The organism is Pseudomonas morbosilactucae, from assembly GCF_023241715.1.
Classification (GTDB): domain Bacteria; phylum Pseudomonadota; class Gammaproteobacteria; order Pseudomonadales; family Pseudomonadaceae; genus Aquipseudomonas; species Aquipseudomonas morbosilactucae.
This window is the reverse complement of record NZ_JALQCW010000045.1, coordinates 1-23,934: the sequence shown is the minus strand read 5'-3', so window position 1 is coordinate 23,934 and position 23,934 is coordinate 1. Positions and strand designations below refer to the sequence as shown.

The window sequence follows — 23,934 nt, the reverse complement described above, 5'->3', positions numbered from 1 at the left end:
TATGTTGTTGGTCTAGTGCAGGGTTCGGGCAGAATTCTCTGCGTAGTTTCTGATTCGTTGTAGGTTGAGGGCGTGCTGCGAGATGTCCTCTTATGTAATGGTAGTCATAGTGGTTTAGTGGATGTATTTCGTATGAAGTACTTTGATGAGTGAGGGCTTTATACGGTTTTGATTTTTTGGTGAGGAATAAAATCTCCTCAGGTTTAAGTTGGTGTGATGTTTTGGAGAAGCTGAGGGGTATTGTAAGTAATAGGTTGAGATTGATGCGTTGTAATGCTGATGAGGTTTTTAATGGATGATTGCTGATTTGTGGCGAAAAAATTGGTTGGTTTTAAAGGTGATAAACTTACTTTTAAAGTAGGATTTTGATTTCTGGGAAGTCGGATTTAATATCGGGTTTTCGATTTTTTATTGGGTGTTATGATCTGGATTATATTTTTTGCTATGTTTTTATAGTGGGGGTTAAGCTGTTGTTGTGATGTATGAAGCAGGTCTTTTGTATGCTTCGTAAATGAGGTGCACTTTATTTTTCTTGGTGTTGTCTAGGAGTGAAGATTGTATTGCTGAGGTGGTGTGTTTGTTTAATGTGGCTAATTAAATAGTTAGAGATCGGTATGGTTTTGATCAATGTTTAGGAACAGGTGAAGTCACTATGCTATTAGAATGTTGGGGCTTGGGTCTTTTTCGCAGAACATGTGCTTTCAATGGCTGTACCATGGCGGGGTGACTGGGCTGGTGTTACAACCTATTGAACTGTCACGACTCTGCGGCTGGTTATTGCCCCACCCTGCACCAACCTATCAAACCCTACCCGAATCTCGACACTCGAACTTCTGACCTAGTTGAAGCTTCAAACTCAGACCCTCCGCTCTTTCACCACCTCGACCGCAGCCGCCGGGGTCGAGAGGCTGCTGATGGTCGGGGTTTTGTGCGGCATTGTGGGGAATACGGTGAGTGCCACGATAAACGCGATAAAGCCGGCAACCGCCCCTGCCAGATTGGCGGGGAGCCGTCCGAAGCGGCCGCGTTTTTTGACCACGATGACCCACACACCGGCCCAGATGGACAGGAGCAGTTTCAGGTACAGCAGCGCATAGATTTCGAGAGGCATGGCTTATCGCAATCAAACGCCTGTGTCGGGCAGGAGAGCCGCTGGGCACAGGGCGGGTGGATGGGGTCGGTACGATAGCAAAGTCTTCTGCGGCTCTCTCAGTGCTTCGTTCAATCCGGTCCTGCCCAGGCTCCCGCGCGGCTCAGTGAGCCGCCACGTTCAGTTCGGCCGCCGGGTCGCTCTGCAGCAGTGTCGGCGGCTGGCCTTCTTCGATGACCCAGCGCAGCAGTTCGGCTATCGGTACCTGATGTTTGCGTTCGACCCATTCCATGCCGTCGGGGCTGTAGCGTTCGCTGTAGCGACTGAGGATCAGGTGCTGCTGGTCCTCGGAGAGGTCCAGGCTGATTTCTCGACAGTGCAGGCAAGCGTCGTCTTGCATGGCCACCTGTTGCAGCAGCATCAGCGAGCGGGGTTCAGAAGGTGTCATGGTCGGGGCCCTCGCAGCGGTTTTTCCCGGGATCGGTCAGCCCCTGTTTGCCTTCTTCGACGAAGGCCGCGCGGTGTTCGGCGACGACGTTGCGCAGGGCGCTGTAGTAGTCCGGCATGTTTTGCAGGCTGTCGGTGAGCGGCAGCAGGGCGGCGCGGCCGTCGATTACGCCGCCCACCGTGGCCACGGTGCCCAGGGTTTGTACGGTGTCGCTGTGGTCGCCGAAAGGGTCGAAGAAAAAGCTCAGCACGCGCCCGCTGGCATCGCGGCTGTTGGCCGTGCCCAGCAGGGGCAGTTCGACGATCGGGCCGTTGCCGATGCCCCACACGCCAAAGGTCTGGCCGAAGTCGGCATCGTGACGGGGGATGCCCAGCGGGTCGGAGACATTGATCAGGCCCAGCACGCCGACGGTGCTGTTGACCGCAAAGCGCCCGAGGGTGTTGACCGAGCGTTTGGGGTTGCCTTGCAGCAGGTCGTTGATAAACACCTTGGGTTCGCCAAAGTTGCTGGCGAAGTTATGCACACCCTGTTGCACCACGTCGGGCAGATGGCGATAACCCCGGGCGACCGGCGCCAGGGCGTAGTCATCGACCACCCGGTTGAAGGCGAAGATGCCACGGTTGACCCGTTCTGCCGGGTCGTACACGACCGTATCGGTCGGGGTGCAGGGGCGCGGCTCGTTGGGGGCCTGGCTGCTGCAGCCGGCGAGCCAGGACAGGGTCAGTGCCAGCGCCGCATGGCGGGCCAGGGCGGGGGAAGGTTTCAGCAACGGCATGAGCGAAGGATCTCCATCAAGGGGAGGCCGATGCTGGCATTCGCTGCTTGCGCAAAGATGTCTGCTTTATTGCCTGGGTGAAGGTTTGTTACCGCATTGAAATATATGACGGCTGGCGTCGAATGGTTTTAGATAACCGCTCTTTCACCCCTTAAGTGATGCCGCTGGTGAGCAGTCTTTTAATCGTCGACGACGACCTTGAGGTCCTCGCGCTGCTGAAGAAATTTTTTGTGCAACAGGGCTACCAGGTCGAGGTCGCCACCGATGGCGCCTCACTCTGGATGGCCCTGGAGCGCCAGGCCCCGGACCTGATCATCCTCGACCTGATGCTGCCCGGGGAAAATGGCCTCAGCCTGTGCCAGCGCCTGCGTCAGCAGCGGGCCACGCCGGTGATCATGCTCACCGCCATGGGCGAGTTGAGTGATCGGGTGGTGGGCCTGGAAATGGGGGCCGACGATTACCTGAGCAAACCCTTCGATGCCCGCGAACTGCTGGCCCGGGTGCGGGCAGTACTGCGGCGGGCCGGGGAGAGTCGACCCTTGAGCGGTGAAGCGCCCCGGCCGCTGATCAAGTTCGCCGACTGGCAACTGGACCTCACCCGTCGCGAACTGCGCTCGCCAGAGCAGGTGATGATCCCGCTGTCGGCCGGGGAGTTCGACCTGCTGCTGGTGTTTGTCGAGCACCCCCAGCGCATCCTCACCCGCGAGCAGTTGCTGGACTTGGCCCGGGGCCAGGCCCATGACGCTTTCGATCGCAGCATCGATGTGCAGGTCAGCCGCCTGCGGCGCAAGCTGGAGTTCGACACCAAGCGGCCGGCGATGATTCGCACCGTGCGCAATGGCGGCTACCTGTTCACCCCCAGCGTGAGCCGCCAGTGAAAGCGTTTCGTGCCGCGCTGCGTTATCGCCCGCGAGACACGGTGGCGCGCTGGATCGCCCTGACCATCGTCATGGCCATGCTCACCGCGTTGGCCTTCAACAGCCTGTTCGTGCAGTTGGCCGGGGTCTGGGCCAAACCGCCGCTGACCGAGACCGGCCTGCTGGAACGGGTCGCCGCCATCACCCGGGTGATCGAAGCCTCGCAACCGGCCCAGCGTCCGCGGCTGGCGGCCGCCGTCAGCGACGACAAGATCAACGCCCAGTGGTACCGGAGCCGCGACGGCCTGGGCTTGCCGTACCAGGATGACTCGGAGTTCGGCAGCGGCTCCCGGGTACTGCGCAACGCGCTGAGTGGGCCGCCGCGGCATATCGAGGCCTACGAACCCAGCGACTGGCCTGGCGCCGATGGCGGCTATGCGCTGCTGATTCAGTTGCTCGACGGTTCCTGGCTGTTGTTCTCGTCGGCGTCCCGCAGTTGGGGGCTGGAGGAGGGGCCGCGCAACCTGATCCTGATTGCCCTGGTGCTGCTGTCCATCAGCCTGGTGGCGCTGATCGCCACTCGCCGCCTGGCCAGGCCCTTGCAGCAGTTCGCCGAGGGCGCGCGGCGTTTTGCCGTGGACTTTCATGCGCCCCCCATCGAGCCGGTGGGCCCCCATGAAATCCGCCAGGCGATCCTCGCTTTCAATGCGATGCAGGCGCAGTTGCAGCATTTCATTCAGGACCGCACCCAGATGCTGGCGGCGATTTCCCATGACTTGCGCACGCCCCTGACGCGCATGCGCCTGCGCGGTGAGTTCATCGAAGACCCTGACCAGCAGCAACGGCTGTTCCGTGATGTGGATGAAATGCAGGCCATGATCAACTCGGCCCTGGAGTTCTTCCGCGACGATGCGCGGCTTGAGCAGGCGACCTCGTTCGACCTGGCGGAGTTGCTGCAGACCCTGGTGGACGATTACCGTGACCAGTCCATCGACATTCACTTCCGCGGCCCGTCACGGCTGGTGTTCTGCGGCCGTCCTTTGGGGCTGAGGCGGGTCATGGGCAACCTGCTGGACAACGCCATCAAGTACGGCCGCGAGCCGGCCATCGAACTGGAGTCGCGGGCGGACCAGTTGTTGATCCGCGTGCTCGACCGCGGCCCGGGCATCGCGCCTGAATTCCTGGAGCAGGTGTTTGCGCCGTTCTTCCGCCTGGAGACCTCCCGCAACAAGAGCACCGGCGGCGTCGGGCTGGGCTTGTCGGCGGCCCGGGCGATTGTCCTGGAGCAGGGTGGCGAGCTGACCTTGCACAATCGCCCGGGTGGCGGGCTGGAAGCGCGGGCGCTGCTGCCGGTGCTGGCGCGTTAGCCGGCAAGACGCCGGGCTCGGCTTGCCGGTAAGCTGCGCGGCCTAACCAGGGGTTCAGGGAGAGGACTATGTACATCGGCACGCTGGCGAACTTATCAGGCTGCACCTCCAAGGCCATTCGCCTGTATGAGCAAATGGGCTTGTTGCGCCTCCCCCCGCGCCAGGGCACCTATCGGGTCTACAGTGCCCATCACCTGGACGTGGTGCAGCTGATTCGCGCCGCCCAGGCGGTGGGCTTCAAGTTGAGCCAATTGCGCGAACTGGTTGAGGCCAAGCAGACGACCGAAGGGTTTCCGGTGGCGCTGGCTCAGCAAGGCATCGACGCCAAGCGTCAGGAAATCCAGGCACAGATTGCTGCCTTGCAGGCCCAGGACCTGCAATTGTTGGCGCTGCGGGGCGAACTGGCGCAACGTTTCGGACCTGGGGCCGTGCCCGCCTGTGACGGTTCGCTCAGCGTTGCTGCAAGTACGCAAAGGCCTGTTGCAGCGCCAACTGCGGTGGCCGGGGCTGGTAACCCAGTTCGTTGATGGCCTTGTCGATGCAGTATTCCTGGGGCACCCCATAAAACATCCGCACCTGGCTGAGCAGCAGTTCGGCGGGGCGGCCGCTGAATCGGGCACGTTGTTCCTCGATCCAGGCCAGGGCCAGCAGCAGGCTTTTTGGCGCCCGACGCGGCACTTGGTAACCGGGCACCACTTGGTTGACGGCCTGGATAATCTCGGTCAGCGACGAGCATTGGCGGTTGGCGAGCAGGTAACGTTCTCCCGGCCGCCCGCGCTCGGCGGCGCTGATCATGCCGGCGGCCACATCCCGCACATCGACGAAGTTGAACAGGAAGTTCGGGTCCAGCGGTACCCGGCGCGCCAGCACTGAAGCGAGAAAACCCAGGGTGTCGGTAAGGCGTTCGGCATGGGGGCCGATCATCGCCGAGGGCAGCACCGTGACCAGGGGCAGGCCCAGTTGTTCCGCGCACTGCCAGGCGGCTTGTTCGGCGAGGATTTTCGAACGGTAGTAGGGGTTTTGCAGGTCGCTGTTCCAGTGGCCCTCATCCAGGGGCTGGCCGTTGTGCCCCACTGCCGCCACGGAGCTGACATACACCACGCGCTTGACCCCGACTTCGGCGGCGGCGCGCAGCACATTGCGGGTGCCTTGGACATTGACCTCGACGATCTCCCGCTCGGGGTCCCTGGCCCAGTGCTTGAACACCGCGGCCACTTGATACAGCACGTCCACGCCGTGCAGGGCTTTGCGCAGGGAGGCTGGGTCTTGCAGCTCGGCGTGTACCGGCTCGCAGGTCAGCCCGTCTAAAGGGGCCATGTGTGTGAGGTCGCGAACCCCGGCCCGAACCTGTTGCCCCTGGGCCAGCAAGGCCCGGACCAGGGTATTGCCCAGGTGCCCGTTGGCACCGGTGACCATGGCGAGGGAGTGCATAAGTGTCCTTGCCCGCCTGCGGCGGTGCCTGAAAAAGATCAGGCACTGTGCAGCCTGTCCCTAGGGACAGAGTCAAGGGGCAGGGTTCAGGACCAGTCGAAGGTCAACAGCACCAGGCCTTCTTCAGGCTCGTAGAGCATGACGATGGCGTCGGCCCCGGCGCTGCGGTAGTGCCAGCCCGGCACACTGAGCACGTGCTGGAAACGGCGCCCGGCAGGGCTCAGGGGCCAGACCTGGGAGTCACCGCTGTCGTCATCGGCTTCGATGATGTGCATGGGGAATTCCACGGTTTCCACCCAGTTGGCGCGACCATCGAGGTCACCGCCCAGAGACTCGATAAACTCCAGCGGCCGGCGTCCTCCCAGTCGGTACGGACCAGGTGCCCGTGCTCGCGGTAGTGCTGGCGCGTGGCCTCAAAGGAGGCCTGTTGTTCGGCGTAGTATGCTTGCAGCTTCTTGACCTGTCGGGGTTCGGCCTCGTGCAGTTGGGTGTTGTCCGGGTGCAGGAAGAAATAGCGCGGGTCGCCGCACAGGCGGTAGCGGCCGTCTTCCAGCTTGAAGCCGATCCAGTTGGTTTTCACCAGGTCGCTGTGCAGGAACCAGTCTTCGGTCAGCTCACCCACCAGGCCTTCGTCGGGCTCCAGAGGGCTGAGCAGGTGCAGGTGGCCGGACCATTGCGGGTTGATGCGGCTGGCGTCGACGCTCAGCAGCGGGTGCAGGTGGCGGGCCAGTTCTTGCTGGTCGGCGACGAACACCTCGCTGGCCTCGGGGAAGGCCACGGCGCCGGCCGGGAGCTGGGTAAAGTCAGGGGTGTGTTCTTGGGACATGGAAGCGAATCCTTTCAGGGAGTGTTGGGCCGCCCATTCAGGGGCGGCTGTTACGAAAGTGGCCGGGGGTGACGCCGACCACTTTTTTGAACGCGCGGGTCATGTGGCTTTGGTCGAAGAAACCGCACAGCAGTGAGGCATCGCTGATACTCACCCCGGCACGCAGCAGGTTCTGTACTTGGGCGATGCGTTTCTGGATCTGGTAGCTGTGGGGCGAGACGCCGACCTGCTGCTTGAACACGCGGATCATGTACAGCGGGTCGAGGTCCACCGTGGCTGCCAGTTCCTCCAGGGGAATGTGCTGGGCAAAGTCATCTTCGAGCCGTTGTTTGATGCGCATCACCGCTTGGCGTTCCGTGCCTGCAACCACCGGAATGGGCAGGCCGTTGCGCTGGAACACCTGGGCCAGCAAGTCGAGGAGCAGGGTTTCCCGCTCAAGGCTCGGGGCGCAGCTTTCAATCAGCCGGTGGCGCTGCAGAAACAGGCAGGCCAGGGCCGGGTCGTGGCGCATGACCTCCTGGAAGCGGTGGATGTACCCGGGTGCCAAACGCTGCGGGTCGAGCACGGCGTTGAGCCAGGCCGGGTCGATGTAGAGCATGCGGTAGACCCAGCCTTCGGCGCTGCCGGGCACGCCATCGTGGATATCGTCCGGGGTGATGGTGACCACGCTGCCGGCGGTGCACAGGTGCTGGCGGCCACGGGAGAAGAGCTTTTCCACGCCGCCGGTGATCACGCCGATGGCGTAGCGCTCATGGCTGTGGCGGCCGAAGGACTGTTGGCTGTAGCGCGCCGACAGCAGCTCGCAGTCACCTTCGGGTATGCGCCAGAACCGCGAGAAGTCGCCCGTGGGCGGCAGGGTGGTGGGGAGCCGGGGCGCATCCATGAGCGAGTCCAGTTTTGTGCAATACGGTGAAAAAAACGGCGGGTAAATTTAGCACCCCTTACTTGAAGCGAGCTAGATGAAATGACGGCCACCCTGATTATCGGCGACTACCGCAAGTCCTCCTGGTCCTTGCGTCCCTGGCTGGCGTTGCGCGCGGCGGACGTGGCCTTCGAGACCTTGTTGATCAAGCTCGACGAGCCCGACACCCGGGCCAATATCCTGCGCCATTGCCCGACCGGCAAGGTGCCGGCGCTGCGCCTGGATGACCTGCTGATTCATGACAGCCTGGCGATCTGCGAGTACGTCGCCGAAACCTGGCCCGACGCCGGGCTGTGGCCTGCCGATGCGCGCCTCAAGGCCCTGGCCCGTTCGGCCTGCGCCGAGATGCACAGCGGCTTTGTACCCTTGCGCAGCCAACTGTCCTTCGGGGTGGGCACGGGGGAGAGTGCCGGGCCTTTGAACGATGACACCCAGGCCGATATCCAGCGCATCTTTGCCCTGTGGCGCCAGTTGTTGACGCTGAGCGGCTCCGAGCAGTTCCTGTGCGGGACCTTTGGTGTGGTGGATGCCATGTTTGCCCCGGTGGTGTTGCGCTTGCGGCGTTATGGCGTGGCGGTGCCGGCGGAGCTGGCCGGCTATGTACAGCAGGTGCTTGAGTACCCGCCGCTGCAACAGTGGCTGCAACGGGCGGCCGAGGAAGGCGCCGGGGTGTGAGGGAGGGCGCCGGCCTGGGGCTGGCGCCGAGTGTATAGACCAGTATTTTTCGGAGTCGCGTATGTCGACCAATAGAGCGGTGGTGGAACTGACCCTGGGCGGCCTGATGCTCAGCCTGTCGGCCCTGGCCGTGGCCTTTGCCAACATGGGCGCCGGCGGTGTGGGTTTCTACCGCATGCTGTTCGCCTCGGTGCTGTTTTACCTGACGCTGAAGTGGCGCCGGGTTCCGGTGCGTCTGGCCAGCCCTCGAGCCCGGCGCTACACGGCGCTGGCCGGGGTGTTTCTGGCGGTGGACCTGATCCTCTGGCACCAGAGCATCTACATCGTCGGCCCGGGCATTGGTTCGATCCTGACCAATTGCCAGGTGTTCTTCATGACCTTGCTCGGCCTTTCGCTGCTCAAGGAAAAACCGTCGTTGTACTTCCTGCTGTCCATCACCCTGGCGTTTGCCGGTCTGTATCTGTTGCTGCTGCCGGAGATGGGCACCACGGTGGGCATCCAGGGTGTGGTGTTTGGTGTGTTGTCCGGGTTGGCGTATGCGATTTGCGTGTACTTCCTCAAGGTCAACACCGACTTGCCTGACGGCGGCGGTGACAAAATCGCGCAGATGCTGCACCTGAGCCTGTGGGCCGCGGCGGTGTTGCTGGGCTATGCCCTGGTGCAGGGGGAAAGCCTGGTGATCGCCGACCAACAGACCCTGTGGATGTTAATCATCTATGGCGTGCTGGTGCAGTTCGTGGGCTGGTTGCTGGTCAACCGCGCCATCGGCTCCATCAGCCTGGGGCTGGCGGGCTTGATCCTGCTGTTGGAGCCGGTGATTACCTACTTCATCGACGTGGCGTTCTTGCACAAGGCCAGCTCTGCCTTGCAAATTGGCGGCGCCCTGCTCACGGTGGTCGCGGTGTACATCGGCTCGATCAAACCGCCGAGCAAGACGCCGGCGGTGAGCGAGGCGGCGTGAAAGATCGGCGGCGAGGGTTTTGCCCTCGCAGGTTGGCTGCTAGAGTCCGCCCCGCCAATTATCCAAGGGAAGGAACGCTTCAAGTGAAATACATCCATGCACTGACTTTGTTCGCAGCGGTTATGGCTCTCAATGGCTGCGTGGTGCAAAGCACCTACAGCAAAAGTATCGCCGTGACCAAGGACGCGGAAGGTCGTGTTGTGCAGACCGTCGAGACTGAGACCGTCGTGCAGCCGGCGCAGGGCTATCCGATGCGTTTGGAAAAAATCAAAGGCATCCAGCCGCAGTAATTGCAGGCTGCCCACCCAGGGCGCAAGGAAACCGGCCATCGCCGGTTTTTTTGTGCCCAAGCGTCAGGCCCGTACAACCTAGCGCCGGGTCAGGCCGATCAAGGTATCGGCCACGTCCCGGGTGCGCTGGGAGGTGCCGGCGGTGGCGCTGCTGGAGCCTTCAAGCTCCGAGAGCAGCTCGCTGAGGGTGCCGACTTCCGTGGATTGCTCCTCGATGTGCTGCGCCACCTTGCGAATCTCGGCGGCCAGGCGGTCGATGTCGTCGCCGATTTCGCCGGCGTTCTGGGTGGTTTTTTCCGCGAGTTTGCGCACTTCGTCGGCCACCACGGCAAAGCCTCGGCCCATTTCTCCGGCGCGGGCGGCTTCGATGGCGGCGTTGAGGGCCAGCAGGTTGGTCTGCCCGGCGATCTGCTGGATCACCTGCACCACCGATTGGATGCGCAGGCTGGACTGGGCCAGGTCCCGGGAGCTGATCACCACGTCGTCGGCTTGCTGGGCCAGGGTCTTGACCGTGCTCCCGGCCTTGTCGATCACTTGGCCCTGGAGCTGGATGGTGCTGCTCAGTTCGTCCATCGAGACGTGCAACTCGCCGGAGTAACGCTGCAACTGGCTGGAAATCTGCTGCTGGTCGCTGTCGGCACGATGCAGCACCTGGCCCAGGTCCGAGAGGCCGGCGAACACCGGCTGGATGTGCTCGTCCAGGCCCAGGGTGTCGATGGCAGCGCTGAAGTTTTTCTGCTTGAACTGCTCGATTTGCTTCACTACCACTTGGCTCAGTCCCGAGAGCTTCTTGATTTGCCGACGCAGGAAGAAGGCTTTGAATTCGCCGTAATAGGCGATGAAGTTATCCAGGTATTCGTCGTGAAAGTGCGCTTTGGGCGGTACGCGAAAGAAGAACACGGCGGTCAGGGTCTGGTTGAGGTTCAAGCCCAGAATCTCGCCGAAGGTCGAAAAGCCTAGCACCGGGGTATCGCCGAACACACCGCCCATGCGGCCCAGTTCGGCGCTGTTATTCAGGCGTCGCAGGATGCAGTCGTTAAGCAGACCGATCAGCGCCTGGCCCGGTTTGTTGCTGAGGAAGCGGGCGAAGTCCTTGCGGGTTTCGTCCACCAGGGGGGTGCGCTTGACCATCACCAGTTCTTCCCCGGGGGCCACGTCGCAGAACAGGTGCACGCGCTCGCTCTGCAGGTCGATGCGGGCGATGGAGCGCACAAACAGTTCTTCGCCCACACGGATGGCGAAGGAGTACTGGGCCAGGTGCTTTTCCAGTTGCCCGGGGGCGCAGCTGAAGGTCTCGCACAAGGCGGCAACCATGCTGCTGATATCGCCATTGGCCTTGACCACCTGGCTGATGTAACGCTCCTCCAGGGAGGCGGTGAGCACGCTCAGGCTGAAATTGGTTTTCTCGAAGTTCTGGCTTTTGAACACACCGAAGCGGATGTTTTTCGCGCTTTTGAGAAACACCACTTGGGCGTGGTTGGCGTAACTGCGCTGGCCGTCGTGGATCAAGGTGCTCTTGAAGTCGAGCTTGCCGCCCGCCGAGCCACCGACAAACAGACAGGGGAAGCGCCCGGATTCGTAGAGCGCTTCCATGAAAAACGATTCCGAAGCCGAGAGGCCGTCGAAGGTCACGTAGGCCAATGTGTCGCGGTGGTCGATGGCGGTGGACACGCGCACGGCTTTGATCGAGCTGACCAGCTGCGCGATGCGTTCGCGCATGTTCAGGCGCCGGCCCTGGCCGCGAATGTCTTCGCTATGCAAGGGAATATGCACCGCCTCGGCCGAGGCAATCACCGTGGAGTCGAACAGTGCCAGGACGATGCGGTCCCATTGCTGACCGGTCTCGCAGTACAGGCCGCTGGCGCTTGAACGCAGTTCGCCGGCGCTGGTGCACAGGCTCAGGGTAGCGCCCGGGAAACGCGCAGCGATGCAACGTGCGGCTTGGTCCAGGTCGATGTGGGGCGACACAAAGCCGGTGATGTACACCGGCACGATGCTCAGCGCCGCCACGTGCTCGGCCAGCTGTCGGGCGCAGGTCACCAGGGAGACGACTCCCGAGTCCTCGGCGCTGGCGGTTTTGAAGCGGGAAAATAAACTCATGGTGTCGGTCCGATAGGTGAGCGGCGAGCGAGGGCTATTCATCTGGCCAGAAGGGCGCGCGTCCGGGCGCTGCCTGGTCGTCATCAATAGCGGTTTTCTTTTTCGCCCACAGAGACTCACATCAATGAAAATGCCGGGGCAATGGTGCTTTGGTCGCGATTTTCGGTGCCTTGCCTGGTGGGGCGCCCTATGGGTTTTTTATCGCCGGGATTGCAGAAGCCCCCGCTCAGGCCGATATCAGGTTGAGTTGGGTAAACCCTCCAGCAGTATCGGTATGACGAGTGGGGGATGAGGGTATGAGCCAGCCTGAGTGCAGGGATCAACAACAATGAAAATAACCTTGCTGGGCCGCCTGCGCGGACTGATGTCGGTGCAGAGTGATAATCCACGGTTGCTGCGGGCGCAATTCATCGCCCTGTCTCGGCAGCTGCCATTGATGTATTTCATGCTGGTGGTCAACACCCTGGCGCTGGCGGCCACCCATTACGGCCTCGCGCCGCTCTGGCTGGTGGTGTACTGCCCGCTGGCGATGACGGTGCTGTGTACCTATCGGGCGACCTTGTGGTGGTGTAGCCGGGCACAGCAGCCGTCTGCGGAGCAGATGTTCCGCTCGTTGCAGCGCACCAATCGCCTGGCCGGGATCATTGCGTTATTTTTTGCCTGGTGGTCGCTGTCGCTGTTTCCCTACGGCGACAGTTACGCCCAGGCCCACGTGGCGTTCTACATGGCGATCACGGTGATCGCCTGCATCTTCAGCATGATGCACCTGCGCCCTGCGGGGCTGATCACCGCGGTGGTGGTGAACACCATTTTCATTCTGTTTTTTGCCTCCACCCGCAACATGACGTTCATGGCCATGGCCATCAACGTGCTGCTGGTGTCCTTTGCCATGTTGTGGATTCTGCAGAACCAGTACCAGGCCTTCACCGAGTTGGTAACCATGCAGGCCAATACGGAACAGCTGAGCAACGAGAACCGCCTGCTGGCCAACCTCGACAGCCTGACCGGACTGCCCAACCGCCGGCAGTTCTTCAGCGTGCTTGAGCAGTCGTTGAGCCAGGCTCGGGCCAGTGGGGCGCGCCTGGCGGTGGGGCTGCTGGATCTGGACGGGTTCAAACCGGTGAATGACCTGTACGGTCACAGCGTGGGCGACAAGTTGCTGTTTCAGGTGGGGCAGCGGCTGCAGGGGTTACGTGCCCCCGGCATCCACATTGCCCGTCTGGGCGGCGATGAGTTTGCCCTGATCATGACCGAGGCGGTGCACGACGAGCAGGTGCTGGAACTGGGGCGCAAGGTCTGTGCGATGTTGCGCGAGCCCTTCCTGCTGGTGGACATTCCGATACAGATCAGCGCCTCACTGGGCATAGCCACCTTCCCGGACATGGCAGCCAATGAGACCGAAGTCTACGAATACGCTGACTACGCCCTGTACCAGAGCAAGGGCCAGAAGCGCGGCGGGGAGTGCCTGTTTTCCAGGGAACACCTCAACCAGCTTCACGGTGATGCCCTGATCGAACAGGCGTTGCGCAGGGCCGACCTGCAAGCCGAGTTTTTTGTGGTGTTCCAGCCAGTGGTGGATAACCGTACCCGCCGCACCCGGGGCTTTGAGGCTCTGGCACGTTGGTGCAGCCCGGAGCTGGGCAACGTGCCGCCCAGCCAGTTCATCCCCATTGCCGAACGCATCGGCATGATCAATCGCCTGACCCTGCCGTTGCTGGAGAAAGCCTTACAGGCAGCACAGGGTTGGCCCCAGGAGATCGGCCTGTCCTTCAACCTGTCGGTGCATGACTGCGCGTCGGCCGATGTGGTCGCGGCGATTATCGAGGTGATCAACGGCAGCGGCTTCGACCCGGCGCGCCTGGACCTGGAAATTACCGAGACCGCAGCGATCCAGGACATCGCCCAGGTGCAGCGGGCCATCGGCCTGTTGCGGCGGATGGGCTGTGGCATCTCCCTGGATGATTTCGGCACCGGCTATTCCAGCCTTAGCCAGATTCACGCGCTGTCACTGACCAAGCTGAAAATCGACCGCTGTTTCGTCACCGACATCCAGCACAACCCGGCCAGTTTCAAGATCGTCAAATCGCTGATTGCCCTGAGCCTGGACATGGGGCTGGAATGCATTGTCGAAGGTGTGGAAACCCTGGAGGAGCTGGCCGCCCTAGAAAGCCTGGGCTGCACCCTGGTGCAGGGTTATCTGTTTTCGGCACCGATTTCACTGGCCGAGACCGGGCCCTGGCTGGAGCGCACGCTGGCCTTGCCCACCGGTTGAGCGCTGGCCATGGGCGGCACCACCAGCCAGTCGTTGGCCTTGCGCAAATCGGCGTCGGTCAGGCGCCCGCTCCAACGGTGCAGCACCAACAGGTTGGTGATGAACTTGTACTGCGACTGGTAGAAGTCGCGCCGGGCGCGGAACTCGTTCTGGATGCTGTCCAGCACGTCTGAAGCATTCTTCTGGTGATACTTGAAGGAAATCTCCGTGGCCTTGCGCGAGGCTTTGGCCGAACTCAGGGCCACCCGGGTCGCCTTGATCCGGCTCAGCCCGGCGGTGATGCCGATGTAGGCCGAGCGGGTTTCCTTGCGCACTTGGCGACGCAGGGCTTCAAGGTCTTGCTGGGCGGCGTCCTTGTCGCCTTCGGAAGCCGCCACCCGGGCGCTGGTGGAGCCACCGCTGAACAGCGGCACTTGCAGGTCCAGGGAGGCAACGAAGTTGTCCGAGCGCGGGGTCAGGGTGCCTTCGTAACCGATGTCGCTGCGCTGGGCCGTGAGGTTCAGGCCCAGGCGCGGCAGGTGCCCGGCCCTGGCTTCGCCGACGGCCGCTTCGGCGGCATTCAGGCTGTGTTCGCGGGCGCGTAGGGCCGGGTTGTTGTGCAGGGCGGCGTCGACCCAGTAGTCCATTTCCTGGGCAGGCAGGTTGAAGGACGGGGTCTTGCTGATGCGCTTGAGGGGCTCCTGGATATCCCGCCCCACCAGCTCGGAGATCGCTTCGCGGCTGATCTGCACTTTGTTCTGTGCTTCGATTTCGTCGGCCACCAGCTTGTCCACCCGGGCCTTGATGTCCAACTGCTCGGGCTTGGTGATCATCTGCGCGGCATACAGGTGGTTGGCCCGGTCCAGGTTCTTCCGGGTCATTTCCAGCTCCTGGCGCACCAAGGACAATTCGTCCTCGGCGGCCAGCACGGTGAAGTAGCGTTCAGTCAGGTCGATGCTACTGAGCACCTGAGCGTCGGCAGACTCGTATTGGCTCTGCTGCGCCAGCTCGGAAAATTTCTGATAGCTGCGCCACACCTGCGGGTCGTAGATCACTTGGTTCAGGGCCAGGGCTGCACGCTTGCCGTTGTATTCAGTGCGGCTCAGGTCATCGTCGCGACGGCTGCGGTTGAAGCTGCCGCTGGCATTGAGCTGAGGCAGCATTTGGCCGAAGGCCGCGTCTTTGCGGCCCTCGCCGCTGCGCACTTGGGCCTGGGCCTTGAGCACGCGCGGGTCGGCGCCCCGGGCTTCCTGTTGCAGTTGCCAGAGGTCCAGGTAGTCGGTTTCGGCGACGCTGGCAGCCCAGGCGGGCAGGGTGCTGAGGGACAGGCACAGAGCAAGAAAACGCTTCATGTCAGTCCTCGATCAGCGAACGGGCAAAGGCGTTGGTCGCCGGTTGCATCAGGTATTGCAGCAGGGTGCGGGCGCCAGTGTTGATCAGCACTTCAGCCGGCATGCCCGGCACCAGGGCCAGGTTGCCGAGGGCTTTGCGGCCTTCTTCGGTGACAGCGACCCGGGCCAGGTAGTAGCTGACGCCGTTGTCTTTGTTGGTCAGGCGGTCGGCGGAGATCTGCACCAGGGTGCCGCCGATCACCGGCGTGGTGCTGCTCTTGAAGGCGCTGAAGCGGATATCCACCGGGCGGCCGACTGCGATCCGGTCGATGTCCATAGGCGATACTTGGGCTTCGACGATCAGTTCTTCGCTGGCCGGCACAATGTCCATCAGCGGGGTGCCAGGGCTGATGACCCCGCCCAGGGTGTGCACGGTCATGCCCATGACCATGCCGGACTCGGGGGCGAGGATTTCCGTGCGCTGGTCACGGTCCTTCACCGTAGCCAGGCGCTCGCGCAGGTCGTAGACCTTGGTCCGGGTTTCCCCCAGTTGGCCGGCGACGTCGCTGGCAAAGGCTTTTTTCAGTTGCAGGATCTTCAGCTTGGCTTCGCCGATCTGTACGGCGGCGCGGGCGCTTTCCGATTGTTGTTCGGCCACTTCGGCCTGTAAGCGGGAGAGGCTGCGTTCCTGGTCGCGCAGGCGCAACTTATCCACGTAGCCTTCGGCGAGCAGGGCGCGCAAGTCGACGATCTCTTCTTCATAGGAGCGGGCCAGGCTCTGTTTGCTGGCGATGATCGCCTTGAAGCCGCGGATTTGCTGTTCGATCTGGCCGATGGATTGTTCCTGCAGGCCGATTTCACCCAGCAGCGAAGTGCGCCGGGTCTGGAAGATCCGTGCTTCGCTGTCGTGGGCTTCACGCACCCGCGAGTCCTCGGGGTTCAGGCCGGGCACCGCGAGAGGTTCGGGCAAACCGTCGCGTTCTGCTACTAGGCGTGCCTCGAGTTCCTGGGCGGCAATCAACTGGCTGCGCATCATCTCCATCTCGGAGCGGGCTTGGGTGTTGTCCAGCACCAGCAGCACATCGCCGGTCTTGACCTGATCGCCGTCACGCACCCGCAGCTCGCGGACGATGCCGCCTTCCAGGTGTTGCACGGTCTTGCGGTAGCTTTTGACGGTGACTACGCCAGGGGCCAGGGCAGCACTGTCCAGGGGCGCCAGGGTTGCCCAACTGCCAAACAGGCCGAAGGTGAGGAACAGGATCAGGTAGCCGACGCGCCGGGTCGGGCGGTCGTCCACTGGCAGGTCGGTGGTTTCAGTGGATAAGGACGTGGAGTTTTGCATGGGATGACTGTTCTAGACCTTATCGTTGCACAGGGGCAGGTTGCGTGGCGGCGGCACCCTGTTGCGTGTTTTGCAGTTTGGCCCAGACCTGGTCCCGCGGACCGTACAAGGCCAGCTCGCCGTTACTCAGCACCAGCAGCTTGTCGACATTGGACAGCACGCTGGGGCGGTGAGTGATCACAAACACGGTGGCGCCGCTTTGCTTGAGCTTCTGCAGGGCCTGGGCGAGCATTTTTTCGCCGACGTCGTCGAGGTTGGAGTTAGGTTCGTCGAGCACCACCAAGCGTGGCTGGCCATACACCGCGCGGGCCAGGCCGATGCGCTGGCGTTGGCCGCCGGAGAGCCCGCCGCCGTTGGCGCCGATCAGGGTGTCGTAGCCGTTGGGCAATTGCAGGATCAGTTCATGCACCCCGGCCATGCGCGCGGCCGCCACCACGGCTTCGGCGTTCAGGTCGCCGAAGCGCGAGATGTTCTCGCTGATGGTGCCTTCAAACAACTCGATGTCCTGGGGCAGGTAGCCGATGTGCGGGCCCAGCTCGTCGCGGCGCCACTGGGTCACGTCGGCGCCGTCGAGGCGCACGCTGCCGGTCAGGGGCGGCCAGACGCCCAGCAAGGCTCGGGCCAGGGTGGATTTGCCGGAGCCGCTGGGGCCGATGATCCCCACCATTTCACCCGCGGCGACCCTCAGGCTCAGGCCGCGCAGGGTCGGCTTGCGGCTTTCCGGTGGAGCCACGCCGAGGTTCTCGATGGAGATCGCGCCCTGGGGCGCCGGCAGCGACATGCGTGGAGGTTCGGCGGCGATCTTTTCCAGTAACTCATGCAGACGCGCGTATTGCGAACGGGCGCCGACAAAGCCTTTCCATACCCCGATCAACTGGTCGATAGGTGCCAGCGCTCGGCCCAGGAGGATCGAGCCGGCAATCATCAGGCCCGAGGAAATCTCGTGCTGGATCGCCAGGTAGGCACCCAGGCCGAGAACCAGGGATTGGACGATCTGGCGGAAGGTCTTGGAAATCGCCGAGATCGCCCCGGCACGGTCGCTCGCCGAGCTTTGCAGGGACAGCACCTTGTGCACCCGGGCGCTCCAGCGTTGGCGCAGGTGACCGAGCATGCCCATGGACTCGACCACCTCGGCGTTGCGCAGGCTTTTATTGGTGAAGCTGGTGGCGGTCATGTGCTCGCGGTTGGCGGCATGCAGCGGGCCATTGGTCAGCTTGTCGTTGATATAGGCCAGGCCGGCCAGCAACAGGGCACTGATCACGCCCATCCAGCCGTACCAGGGGTGGAACATGAACATCACCGCCAGGTAGATGGGAATCCACGGGGTGTCGAAGAAGGCGAACAGACCGTTGCCAGTGAGGAACTGGCGCAGGCTGCTCAAATCGCTCAACGGCTGGGCCGAAGCGTTCATGCCGCCGGTGTTGAGGGCCTGCTTGAAACTGGCGTCGAACAGCCGTTGTCCGAGCAGGGTTTCCAGGCGCGTACTGATGCGCACCATGATCCGCGAGCGCACCCACTCCAGGCTGCCGAGGGTCACCATCAACAACAGCATGATCAGGGTCAGCATCAGCAGGGTCGACAAACTGCCGCTGCCCACGGCGCGGTCATACACCTGAAGCATATAAAAGGAGGGAACCAGCATCAGCAGGTTAACGAAGAAACTGAAGAAACCGACTGAAAGAAAGCTCCCTTTGCACACGGCAAGCGCTTGTTCCAGCTCGGTTTTTTGAAGTGCTGACATGGATTTATAACCTCAGACCCGCCCTGGGCCAGTCCGAAAAAACGTTGGCCGCGGGAGATTACTCTCGTGGCGAAAAAAAGTCAGGCCGCAACCAAAGGTCGCGGGCTGATTGGCGAGGCTTTAAAGCCCTCGCCGGGTGCTCTTTGGCAACTGCAGTTAAACGGCCATGGTGAGGCTGTAGTCAACGTCAATCAGTTTGATGGCGTTGATTGCTGCGTCGGTTTTAACGCCGACCAGCTTGATGGCCGTATCGGCGCCAGCGTTGGCGTCAGTGTCGACAAACACGTAGGCGTTGCCGCCGTCGTAGCCGATCACGGCTTTGACAGTACTGCCGTCGGCGGTGAACAGGGCGTTGGCGGCCTCTAGTAACGAAGCATAGGTGGCTTTCGCGCCGTTGCCGGTGGTCAAGGTCTTGACCGAGTCGCTGTCCAGGTCGAAGCCCAGGTGATTGAAGGCAATGGTGTCTTCGTTGACGTTGAAGTCGGTGATGGTATCGATGGTTTTACCCGTCGCATCCACGTCCGAGTCGCCGGCTTCGAAGATGAGCAGGTCGCGACCAGCACCACCGGTCAGCGTGTCCTGGCCAATGCCACCCGCGAGGATGTCGTTGCCGGCACCGCCCTTGAGAATGTCATTGCCTGCGCCACCCAGCAACACGTCGTTGCCTGCGCCGCCATCGAGGCTGTCGTTGCCGTCACCGCTTTCCAGCCAGTCGTTGCCTGCGCCACCCAGCAGGGTGTCGTTGCCGTCACCACCGTAGAGGAAATCGTTGCCGTCACCGCCGTCCAGCAGGTCATCGCCTTCGTCGCCGAACAGGGTGTCGTTGCCTTCACCACCATACAGCTTGTCGTTGCCGAGGCCGCCGTGCAGTTCGTCGTTGCCTTTGCCACCGTTGATGGTGTCAGCGCCGGCATCGCCGTACAGGGTGTCGTTACCGATGTTGCCGGTGATGCGGTCGTCGCCCGCGCCGCCGTGGATCAGGCTGCTGTTGTCGGTGCTGGTGACAGTGATGGTGTCGTTGCCCTTGAACAGCTCGTCGGTCAACTGCTGGATCACTGTGTTGTGGTTGATGGTGCCGATGTTGTCCAGCGCATCGTTGGCGTCGCCCAGTTTGCTGGTGGCGGCTTCCAGGGCATTGCCAGCCGTTTCGACTGCGGTTTGCTTGGTCGCGGCGTCTGCTGTGGCGGCGTTGGCAGCCAGCAGTGCGGCGGCTGCGGCAGCGGCCGCGGCGGTCGAGGCTGCGGTTTTGTTGGCGGCGTCGAGGGCGGCGAGGGTTACGGCTTCTTGAGCGTCGCTAGCGTCGGCTTGAGCATCGGTCAGTATGCCTTGCTGAGTACTGAGGTCAGCGGCGGCGTTGGTCGCAGTAGTGGTGGCGCTGCTTTGCTCGCTGATCGCGTTGGCCAGGTTTGTTGTCTTCAGGTCGAAGTCCGTCAGCGCAGCGGTGGCCGTGGATTCTGCGGTGGTAAGAGCGGTCTGATTTTCTGGGCTGCCGTCGGCATCAAAAGCCGCTTGAGCGTCGATTACGGCGTCGTCGGCTGCAGTTTTTACACCTGTGGCGGTGGTCAGGGCGGATTGAGCTGTTGTGACCTTGGCATTGGCGGCCGCCAGCGCCTGGTCGGCTGCGTTCTTAGCAGTGGTCGCGGTGTTCAGGTCCGCTTGGGCCGCAGAGACTTCAGCATTAGCTTCGGTCAGTGCCAGATCGGCGGCGGTTTTAACACCCGCTGCGGTACTGGCCGCTGTCTGAGCGTTGGTGGCGTTGGCATTGGCAGCCAGCAAGGCAGCAGCGGCTTCATCCTTGCTGGTTTCAGCCGTGACCAGGGCCGCCTGGGCGTTGCTGTGGGCAGTGGTGGCATTGGCAACGGCGGTGGTGGCGGCAGTTACAGCGTTATGAGCCAGGTTCAGGGTCAGGGAGTCCGATAGCACGCTGACGGTATTGCCCAGGCTGGTGGACTGGTAGGCGTCTTCCACGTTGATCGAGAAGCCCTGGTCGACGTTGCTGTAGGACGTCTTTTGGCTGAAGTTCAGGCTGTCGATCGAGCCGGTCGCGCCGGTGCCGGTGAGGTTCAGGCCGACCTTGCTGGTCAGGGTCAGGGATTCGACGTTGTTTGAGGCGATGGCCGAGGAGCCTGGGCCGCCATCGCTTGTGCCGCTGTCATTGACGCTGACGCTTACTGACTTGATGGTGCTGGACTGCAGCGTGCCACCTACATAGGTTGCGCTGCCGGTGAATGCGGTTTTTTCGGATTCGTTGTTAACCGTGGTCGCGCCATCCACTGGCAGACCCGTGAAACCGAAGGAGTAGCCCGATTTATTGAGCTTGTCGGTTTCGCTGCTGGTGAAATTGCCAACGGTCAGGTTACCAGTGGCCAGGCTCAGGTTGATTTTGGCGGTCAAGCTGCTGACGTCGCTGTTGCTGTTCAGGTACGCCGCACCCTTGTCGGTAGTGGTGGTGCTACCGGTCACGCTCAGGTCGGTTGCGGTGCCGGTGGTCAGGCCTGCATTGAGGCCAGTCCCGGTCAACGAGAACTTATTGGTGCCGTCGATAGTGCCGGTGCCTTCGCTGGCCACTCCCTTGAGGGTTTCGGTCAGGGTGGCGTTTTTGGCGGTGGTGGTCAGCTGCTCGGTGATGCCTGTGGTCGGCAGGCTGCTGTCGGTGATTTTTCCAACGGTGTTGGTCACCGCGGACTGTACTTCATCGGTCACTTGCACGGCATCGGCGATCTGGTTGAACAGTTTTTCCACCAGATTTGCGGTATTGCCAGTCTTGATCACAGCCATTTCTTGCTCCTTGCCTTGAGGGGGAACGCATTGGATTCACTGTTTAGAACAAGTGCTTCAATGCGTTAGTGCACGTTTAGATTCCAACTAAAGCCACATACCTGGACGCCAGAAAGCGCTCAATTTAACGAGTCCTTATGCAGTTAAATGACCATCAACCGAACAAGTGACTTCCAAGTCTGAACCATGTGCAACAGCAACTTTTCAGTCACTGACCCCTTTTCCTGAAGGCAATCGTTTACCGGCCAGCAAGGCCGAGTGTGGCGCTTGCGAGTCGAGATAAAAGATTGAGTTTTAATAAATGAGGGTTTTAATTCTTCCGTGATAGCACTATGGCATCCTTGGGAAATAGTATCAGTTTGTTAGTTAAAAGCTAGAGCGTTGATCAGTCCAAAAAGGTCAGATGCATTGCTTGTTTGTATGATTTCTTAATGTGTCGAGTTGTACGGCTTTCTCAGAAGATTGACGATTTAGCATGATGTTGGATCCAGTATTTTGCTTGATTTTGGCGATTTTGTGAGTAAAAAGCTGAAGATGCTGTCATTTTTTTAATTGGTCTGAATGTTTCTAAATGTTTCATTTGGCTGTCGGGCGATGCAGTTTGTGTTTTTAGGGCTGCACGGCTATGTCGTGTAAAAAGGCGCCTCTAGTGGGCGGTTATAACAATTTTGATGAATGTTGTATTAAGTTTTTTCACATGTTTTTTGATTTTTAGATGGGTCGAGGTATTTGAATATTTTGGAAAAATATTATTCTCGTTGTGTTGTTAATTTGGGTGGGTAATCCGTCTCGGGTTGTTGTGGGGGGATTTATGTGGCAGATTATGCTTCGAAAGTCTGAGTGGGATGGTTGGTTAAATGTCAGCTGTTCGAAAAAATACGGCTAACATGATTTTTTGGCGTTTTGTACTTCGCGGATGGTGCAATAGGAAGTGGGAGTTCTTTACGATGTGAGCTGTGCTGCGTGAATCAGTTGAAGTGGGTTCTAGGCTTATCAATGTCATTAGAGGAGGATGAATGAAAAGTAAGCTATGTGGTTGGCTCCTGGCAGGCTGTGCTGCGGTAGCGCTGAACGCAGGTGCTGATGAGCGCTTCAGGTTTGAGGCTTATCCGGCGTCGGTGGTGGTCAGCAAGCCATTGGCAAGGATTGATTGGCAATCGAATCCGGCTTACGCCAAGGACCTGAAGGCCAAAGATGCTGTGCAATGGGCGTTAGGGCGAAAGGCCGACTTCGCTGGGCACTTTGTGGTGACATCGTTTGGTTGCGGCGCTGGCTGCCAGGCCACGGCATTCGTCGACGTCAACGACGGCAAGATCTATAAATCACCGATGCAGTTCCCCAGCGAAGGCGCGGACTTGCCCAAGGCCAGTGGCGGTCAGGCCTACCAGGCCAACAGTAATCTGATTTTTATGTCGAGCCTGGGGTATGTCGGCACAGATATGCAGCAGTCTGACGGCGTGGTGGTGTGGCACGAGAAGAGTCGGCAGTTCCAGATCGTCGCGAAGTCCAAGCCTTATAAGATGAAAATGTAAGGAAGGCACAGAGCGTGGGTGAGGTATTAGCGACCTGGGTTGAGTGGGCGTTGCTTGGGTTCAGGCCTTCAGGTCGCAATCATTGCCGGGGGGAGGTCAAAGCAGGTGCTTGGAAATCAGCTTCGATATCTCAACCATTGAGGTCTTGCCGGTGAACTCGAATTTCACTTTTCCCAGGGATGAGAAGTAGATTTCCAGTTCTGAATCCAGATCAAAGGTGCCTGAGGTTTCCACGGAGTACGCGACGATGTTTTTGTAGGGCAGAGAGGTGAAGTCTTTTTTACTGCCGGTAATGCCTTGCACGTTCACGGCGATGATCCGCTTTGTGGTGAACACCACGCCATCGCGCATGGACTTGTAAGCGTCAACCACTTGCTCGTCGTCCAGCAGCAGGGAGCTAACGCGTTCGGCGTACTCATGGTTCTGCTTGAGCTTGAAGAAGCCTTTGTTGTTGAAGTCGATCATGGGGCAGTCCTTGTGTTTGAAAAGCCTTCACTGAATGTCTTTCAGGTAATCCTTGAGCAGGCCAAGTGGAGCGTTCAGTGCTTCCATCGTTTGTGCCTTACGAACGTCTTCGGCCAGCCGCTGTAGCTCGCGCCCGAGTACGGTATCTGTGCCGCCCACTGTCTTCAACGCCAAACTCAGGGGGACATCCACTTTGAGTTGGATGGCTTTGACATCGGCGGCGCGCACCAGCAAGCCGAAGACTTCCCGTTCATACTCGGCCATAAGCTGATCGTCCCTTAAGATTGGGCTGGCGCCTTCGGTCTCATAAGTCAGTTTGAGGGCAAAAAGCGCAATGGCTTCCAGCGTCAATTCCATTGTCCAGGTTCCTCTGCTGTTGCGGTTGGGCGGCGATCATCACTTTTCCGTGGGTGAAAAAAAAGGCCTTGCTGAGTAGGGCCTTTCTTAGTCTGGGTGGCGGGTGAGCACGCACCGCTATTAAGTCGGTGTCGGTGTTTTCATATGGTCGGCTTTCTCTTGCCTTATATAAGAGGCGCAGCACCGCCTCATCTGCCCAGTCGGCTAAGCGCTGTGTCCTGAGCGGTGCTATTAAAGAAACGCCTCTATGGTGGCGCGGGCATGCTGCCCGTTGCCCTGGTGCTTTGTATGGGGGTCGGCAGCTTTATATAGGGGAAATCCAGGCTCTTTGATCAGGGAAAAGAATTTTCAGATTGGGGGTTGACGGTCGTGCGTAACGCTGTAGAATTCGCCTC

22 protein-coding genes and 1 pseudogene are annotated in these 23,934 nt (G+C 60.8%); 8 read left to right on the top strand and 15 right to left on the bottom strand.

All coding sequences use genetic code 11. The features are described from left to right. Positions 1 to 856 precede the first annotated feature (856 nt). The 3 genes from M1B34_RS18115 to M1B34_RS18105 all read right to left on the bottom strand — a co-directional run bounded on the left by M1B34_RS18115 (position 857) and on the right by M1B34_RS18105 (position 2,313). Positions 857 to 1,111 (bottom strand): hypothetical protein, encoded by a 255-nt coding sequence (locus M1B34_RS18115; RefSeq protein ID WP_268265864.1) that lies wholly within the window; start codon positions 1,109 to 1,111, stop codon positions 857 to 859. 142 nt (positions 1,112 to 1,253) lie between these two features. Beyond that, entirely contained in the window at positions 1,254 to 1,538 is a 285-nt protein-coding gene (locus M1B34_RS18110; RefSeq protein WP_268265863.1) for a hypothetical protein, read from the bottom strand. After that, positions 1,525 to 2,313, bottom strand: coding sequence for an MlaA family lipoprotein (locus M1B34_RS18105; protein ID WP_268265862.1), 789 nt, complete (start codon positions 2,311 to 2,313; stop codon positions 1,525 to 1,527). Before M1B34_RS18105 ends, M1B34_RS18110 begins: the two co-directional genes overlap by 14 nt. Before the next feature lie 167 nt (positions 2,314 to 2,480). Here M1B34_RS18105 and M1B34_RS18100 point away from each other — a divergent pair, with 167 nt between their 5' ends. From M1B34_RS18100 to M1B34_RS18090, 3 genes are all read left to right on the top strand, one after another. Beyond that, positions 2,481 to 3,191, top strand: coding sequence for a response regulator (locus M1B34_RS18100; protein WP_268265861.1), 711 nt, complete (start codon positions 2,481 to 2,483; stop codon positions 3,189 to 3,191). A gap of 71 nt (positions 3,192 to 3,262) precedes the next feature. Next, positions 3,263 to 4,537, top strand: a complete 1,275-nt coding sequence (locus M1B34_RS18095) for a sensor histidine kinase (protein WP_268265885.1) — start codon at positions 3,263 to 3,265, stop codon at positions 4,535 to 4,537. Between the two features lie 68 nt (positions 4,538 to 4,605). Further along, complete coding sequence (locus M1B34_RS18090) at positions 4,606 to 5,064, top strand: MerR family transcriptional regulator (protein WP_268265860.1); 459 nt, start codon at positions 4,606 to 4,608, stop codon at positions 5,062 to 5,064. Here M1B34_RS18090 and M1B34_RS18085 read toward each other — a convergent pair. The 4 genes from M1B34_RS18085 to M1B34_RS18070 all read right to left on the bottom strand — a co-directional run bounded on the left by M1B34_RS18085 (position 4,988) and on the right by M1B34_RS18070 (position 7,677). After that, the gene (locus M1B34_RS18085) at positions 4,988 to 5,968 is read right to left on the bottom strand and encodes an NAD-dependent epimerase/dehydratase family protein (protein ID WP_268265859.1); all 981 of its coding nucleotides are present in this window, start codon (positions 5,966 to 5,968) and stop codon (positions 4,988 to 4,990) included. The two genes, M1B34_RS18090 and M1B34_RS18085, sit on opposite strands and share 77 nt — an antisense overlap. A gap of 86 nt (positions 5,969 to 6,054) precedes the next feature. Beyond that, the gene (locus M1B34_RS18080; RefSeq protein ID WP_268265858.1) at positions 6,055 to 6,243 is read right to left on the bottom strand and encodes a hypothetical protein; all 189 of its coding nucleotides are present in this window, start codon (positions 6,241 to 6,243) and stop codon (positions 6,055 to 6,057) included. Beyond that, positions 6,189 to 6,794 (bottom strand): hypothetical protein, encoded by a 606-nt coding sequence (locus tag M1B34_RS18075; protein ID WP_268265857.1) that lies wholly within the window; start codon positions 6,792 to 6,794, stop codon positions 6,189 to 6,191. Before M1B34_RS18075 ends, M1B34_RS18080 begins: the two co-directional genes overlap by 55 nt. 37 nt (positions 6,795 to 6,831) lie before the next feature. Further along, positions 6,832 to 7,677, bottom strand: a complete 846-nt coding sequence (locus tag M1B34_RS18070; RefSeq protein ID WP_268261327.1) for an AraC family transcriptional regulator — start codon at positions 7,675 to 7,677, stop codon at positions 6,832 to 6,834. A gap of 81 nt (positions 7,678 to 7,758) precedes the next feature. Here M1B34_RS18070 and M1B34_RS18065 point away from each other — a divergent pair, with 81 nt between their 5' ends. From M1B34_RS18065 to M1B34_RS18055, 3 genes are all read left to right on the top strand, one after another. Further along, positions 7,759 to 8,391: a glutathione S-transferase family protein gene (locus M1B34_RS18065; RefSeq protein ID WP_268265856.1), complete on the top strand. Its 633-nt coding sequence runs from the start codon at positions 7,759 to 7,761 to the stop codon at positions 8,389 to 8,391. A 61-nt stretch (positions 8,392 to 8,452) separates the two neighbouring features. Next, on the top strand, positions 8,453 to 9,352 hold the full coding sequence (locus M1B34_RS18060; protein ID WP_268265855.1) for a DMT family transporter: 900 nt from the start codon (positions 8,453 to 8,455) through the stop codon (positions 9,350 to 9,352). 83 nt (positions 9,353 to 9,435) lie between these two features. After that, positions 9,436 to 9,642, top strand: a complete 207-nt coding sequence (locus tag M1B34_RS18055) for a hypothetical protein (protein WP_123337565.1) — start codon at positions 9,436 to 9,438, stop codon at positions 9,640 to 9,642. Between the two features lie 78 nt (positions 9,643 to 9,720). Here M1B34_RS18055 and M1B34_RS34120 read toward each other — a convergent pair whose 3' ends face one another. Then, on the bottom strand, positions 9,721 to 10,215 hold the full coding sequence (locus M1B34_RS34120) for a methyl-accepting chemotaxis protein (protein ID WP_425273522.1): 495 nt from the start codon (positions 10,213 to 10,215) through the stop codon (positions 9,721 to 9,723). Between the two features lie 420 nt (positions 10,216 to 10,635). Further along, positions 10,636 to 11,742 (bottom strand): annotated as a pseudogene (locus M1B34_RS34115) (FIST signal transduction protein); the annotation flags it as partial. A 328-nt stretch (positions 11,743 to 12,070) separates the two neighbouring features. Here M1B34_RS34115 and M1B34_RS18045 point away from each other — a divergent pair. Further along, positions 12,071 to 14,014 carry a putative bifunctional diguanylate cyclase/phosphodiesterase gene (locus M1B34_RS18045; protein ID WP_123337561.1) on the top strand — a complete coding sequence of 648 codons (1,944 nt, stop codon included), beginning with the start codon at positions 12,071 to 12,073 and terminating at the stop codon, positions 14,012 to 14,014. On the opposite strand, the gene M1B34_RS18040 is transcribed toward M1B34_RS18045, so the two are convergent. From M1B34_RS18040 to M1B34_RS18025, 4 genes are all read right to left on the bottom strand, one after another. Beyond that, on the bottom strand, positions 13,936 to 15,345 hold the full coding sequence (locus tag M1B34_RS18040; protein WP_268265853.1) for a TolC family outer membrane protein: 1,410 nt from the start codon (positions 15,343 to 15,345) through the stop codon (positions 13,936 to 13,938). The two genes, M1B34_RS18045 and M1B34_RS18040, sit on opposite strands and share 79 nt — an antisense overlap. Position 15,346: 1 nt before the next feature. After that, complete coding sequence (locus M1B34_RS18035) at positions 15,347 to 16,666, bottom strand: HlyD family type I secretion periplasmic adaptor subunit (RefSeq protein WP_268265852.1); 1,320 nt, start codon at positions 16,664 to 16,666, stop codon at positions 15,347 to 15,349. 19 nt (positions 16,667 to 16,685) lie between these two features. After that, positions 16,686 to 18,407: a type I secretion system permease/ATPase gene (locus tag M1B34_RS18030; RefSeq protein WP_123337555.1), complete on the bottom strand. Its 1,722-nt coding sequence runs from the start codon at positions 18,405 to 18,407 to the stop codon at positions 16,686 to 16,688. Between the two features lie 156 nt (positions 18,408 to 18,563). Next, complete coding sequence (locus tag M1B34_RS18025) at positions 18,564 to 21,185, bottom strand: calcium-binding protein (protein ID WP_268265851.1); 2,622 nt, start codon at positions 21,183 to 21,185, stop codon at positions 18,564 to 18,566. Between the two features lie 1,016 nt (positions 21,186 to 22,201). Between M1B34_RS18025 and M1B34_RS18020 the strand changes: the two genes are divergently transcribed. Then, the gene (locus M1B34_RS18020) at positions 22,202 to 22,717 is read left to right on the top strand and encodes a hypothetical protein (protein ID WP_268265850.1); all 516 of its coding nucleotides are present in this window, start codon (positions 22,202 to 22,204) and stop codon (positions 22,715 to 22,717) included. Positions 22,718 to 22,813: 96 nt separating this feature from the next. Here the strand turns inward: M1B34_RS18020 and M1B34_RS18015 are convergent, their stop codons facing one another. Then, positions 22,814 to 23,182 (bottom strand): PH domain-containing protein, encoded by a 369-nt coding sequence (locus M1B34_RS18015; protein ID WP_123337553.1) that lies wholly within the window; start codon positions 23,180 to 23,182, stop codon positions 22,814 to 22,816. A 27-nt stretch (positions 23,183 to 23,209) separates the two neighbouring features. Continuing rightward, positions 23,210 to 23,539, bottom strand: a complete 330-nt coding sequence (locus M1B34_RS18010; protein WP_268265849.1) for a hypothetical protein — start codon at positions 23,537 to 23,539, stop codon at positions 23,210 to 23,212. Positions 23,540 to 23,934: the final 395 nt, after the last annotated feature.

Bases quoted from the DNA above. Each gene is read 5' to 3' on its own strand.
- M1B34_RS18105 (WP_268265862.1), bottom strand. From the start codon at position 2,313: ATGCCGTTGCTGAAACCTTCCCCCGCCCTGGCCCGCCATGCGGCGCTG.
- M1B34_RS18015 (WP_123337553.1), bottom strand. From the start codon at position 23,182: ATGATCGACTTCAACAACAAAGGCTTCTTCAAGCTCAAGCAGAACCAT.
- M1B34_RS18010 (WP_268265849.1), bottom strand. From the start codon at position 23,539: ATGGAATTGACGCTGGAAGCCATTGCGCTTTTTGCCCTCAAACTGACT.
- M1B34_RS18040 (WP_268265853.1), bottom strand. From the start codon at position 15,345: ATGAAGCGTTTTCTTGCTCTGTGCCTGTCCCTCAGCACCCTGCCCGCC.
- M1B34_RS18065 (WP_268265856.1), top strand. From the start codon at position 7,759: ATGACGGCCACCCTGATTATCGGCGACTACCGCAAGTCCTCCTGGTCC.
- M1B34_RS18045 (WP_123337561.1), top strand. From the start codon at position 12,071: ATGAAAATAACCTTGCTGGGCCGCCTGCGCGGACTGATGTCGGTGCAG.
- M1B34_RS34120 (WP_425273522.1), bottom strand. From the start codon at position 10,215: ATGGACGAACTGAGCAGCACCATCCAGCTCCAGGGCCAAGTGATCGAC.
- M1B34_RS18035 (WP_268265852.1), bottom strand. From the start codon at position 16,666: ATGCAAAACTCCACGTCCTTATCCACTGAAACCACCGACCTGCCAGTG.
- M1B34_RS18075 (WP_268265857.1), bottom strand. From the start codon at position 6,794: ATGTCCCAAGAACACACCCCTGACTTTACCCAGCTCCCGGCCGGCGCC.
- M1B34_RS18080 (WP_268265858.1), bottom strand. From the start codon at position 6,243: ATGCACATCATCGAAGCCGATGACGACAGCGGTGACTCCCAGGTCTGG.
- M1B34_RS18090 (WP_268265860.1), top strand. From the start codon at position 4,606: ATGTACATCGGCACGCTGGCGAACTTATCAGGCTGCACCTCCAAGGCC.
- M1B34_RS18095 (WP_268265885.1), top strand. From the start codon at position 3,263: ATGGCCATGCTCACCGCGTTGGCCTTCAACAGCCTGTTCGTGCAGTTG.
- M1B34_RS18060 (WP_268265855.1), top strand. From the start codon at position 8,453: ATGTCGACCAATAGAGCGGTGGTGGAACTGACCCTGGGCGGCCTGATG.
- M1B34_RS18020 (WP_268265850.1), top strand. From the start codon at position 22,202: ATGAAAAGTAAGCTATGTGGTTGGCTCCTGGCAGGCTGTGCTGCGGTA.
- M1B34_RS18115 (WP_268265864.1), bottom strand. From the start codon at position 1,111: ATGCCTCTCGAAATCTATGCGCTGCTGTACCTGAAACTGCTCCTGTCC.
- M1B34_RS18070 (WP_268261327.1), bottom strand. From the start codon at position 7,677: ATGGATGCGCCCCGGCTCCCCACCACCCTGCCGCCCACGGGCGACTTC.
- M1B34_RS18030 (WP_123337555.1), bottom strand. From the start codon at position 18,407: ATGTCAGCACTTCAAAAAACCGAGCTGGAACAAGCGCTTGCCGTGTGC.
- M1B34_RS18085 (WP_268265859.1), bottom strand. From the start codon at position 5,968: ATGCACTCCCTCGCCATGGTCACCGGTGCCAACGGGCACCTGGGCAAT.
- M1B34_RS18025 (WP_268265851.1), bottom strand. From the start codon at position 21,185: ATGGCTGTGATCAAGACTGGCAATACCGCAAATCTGGTGGAAAAACTG.
- M1B34_RS18110 (WP_268265863.1), bottom strand. From the start codon at position 1,538: ATGACACCTTCTGAACCCCGCTCGCTGATGCTGCTGCAACAGGTGGCC.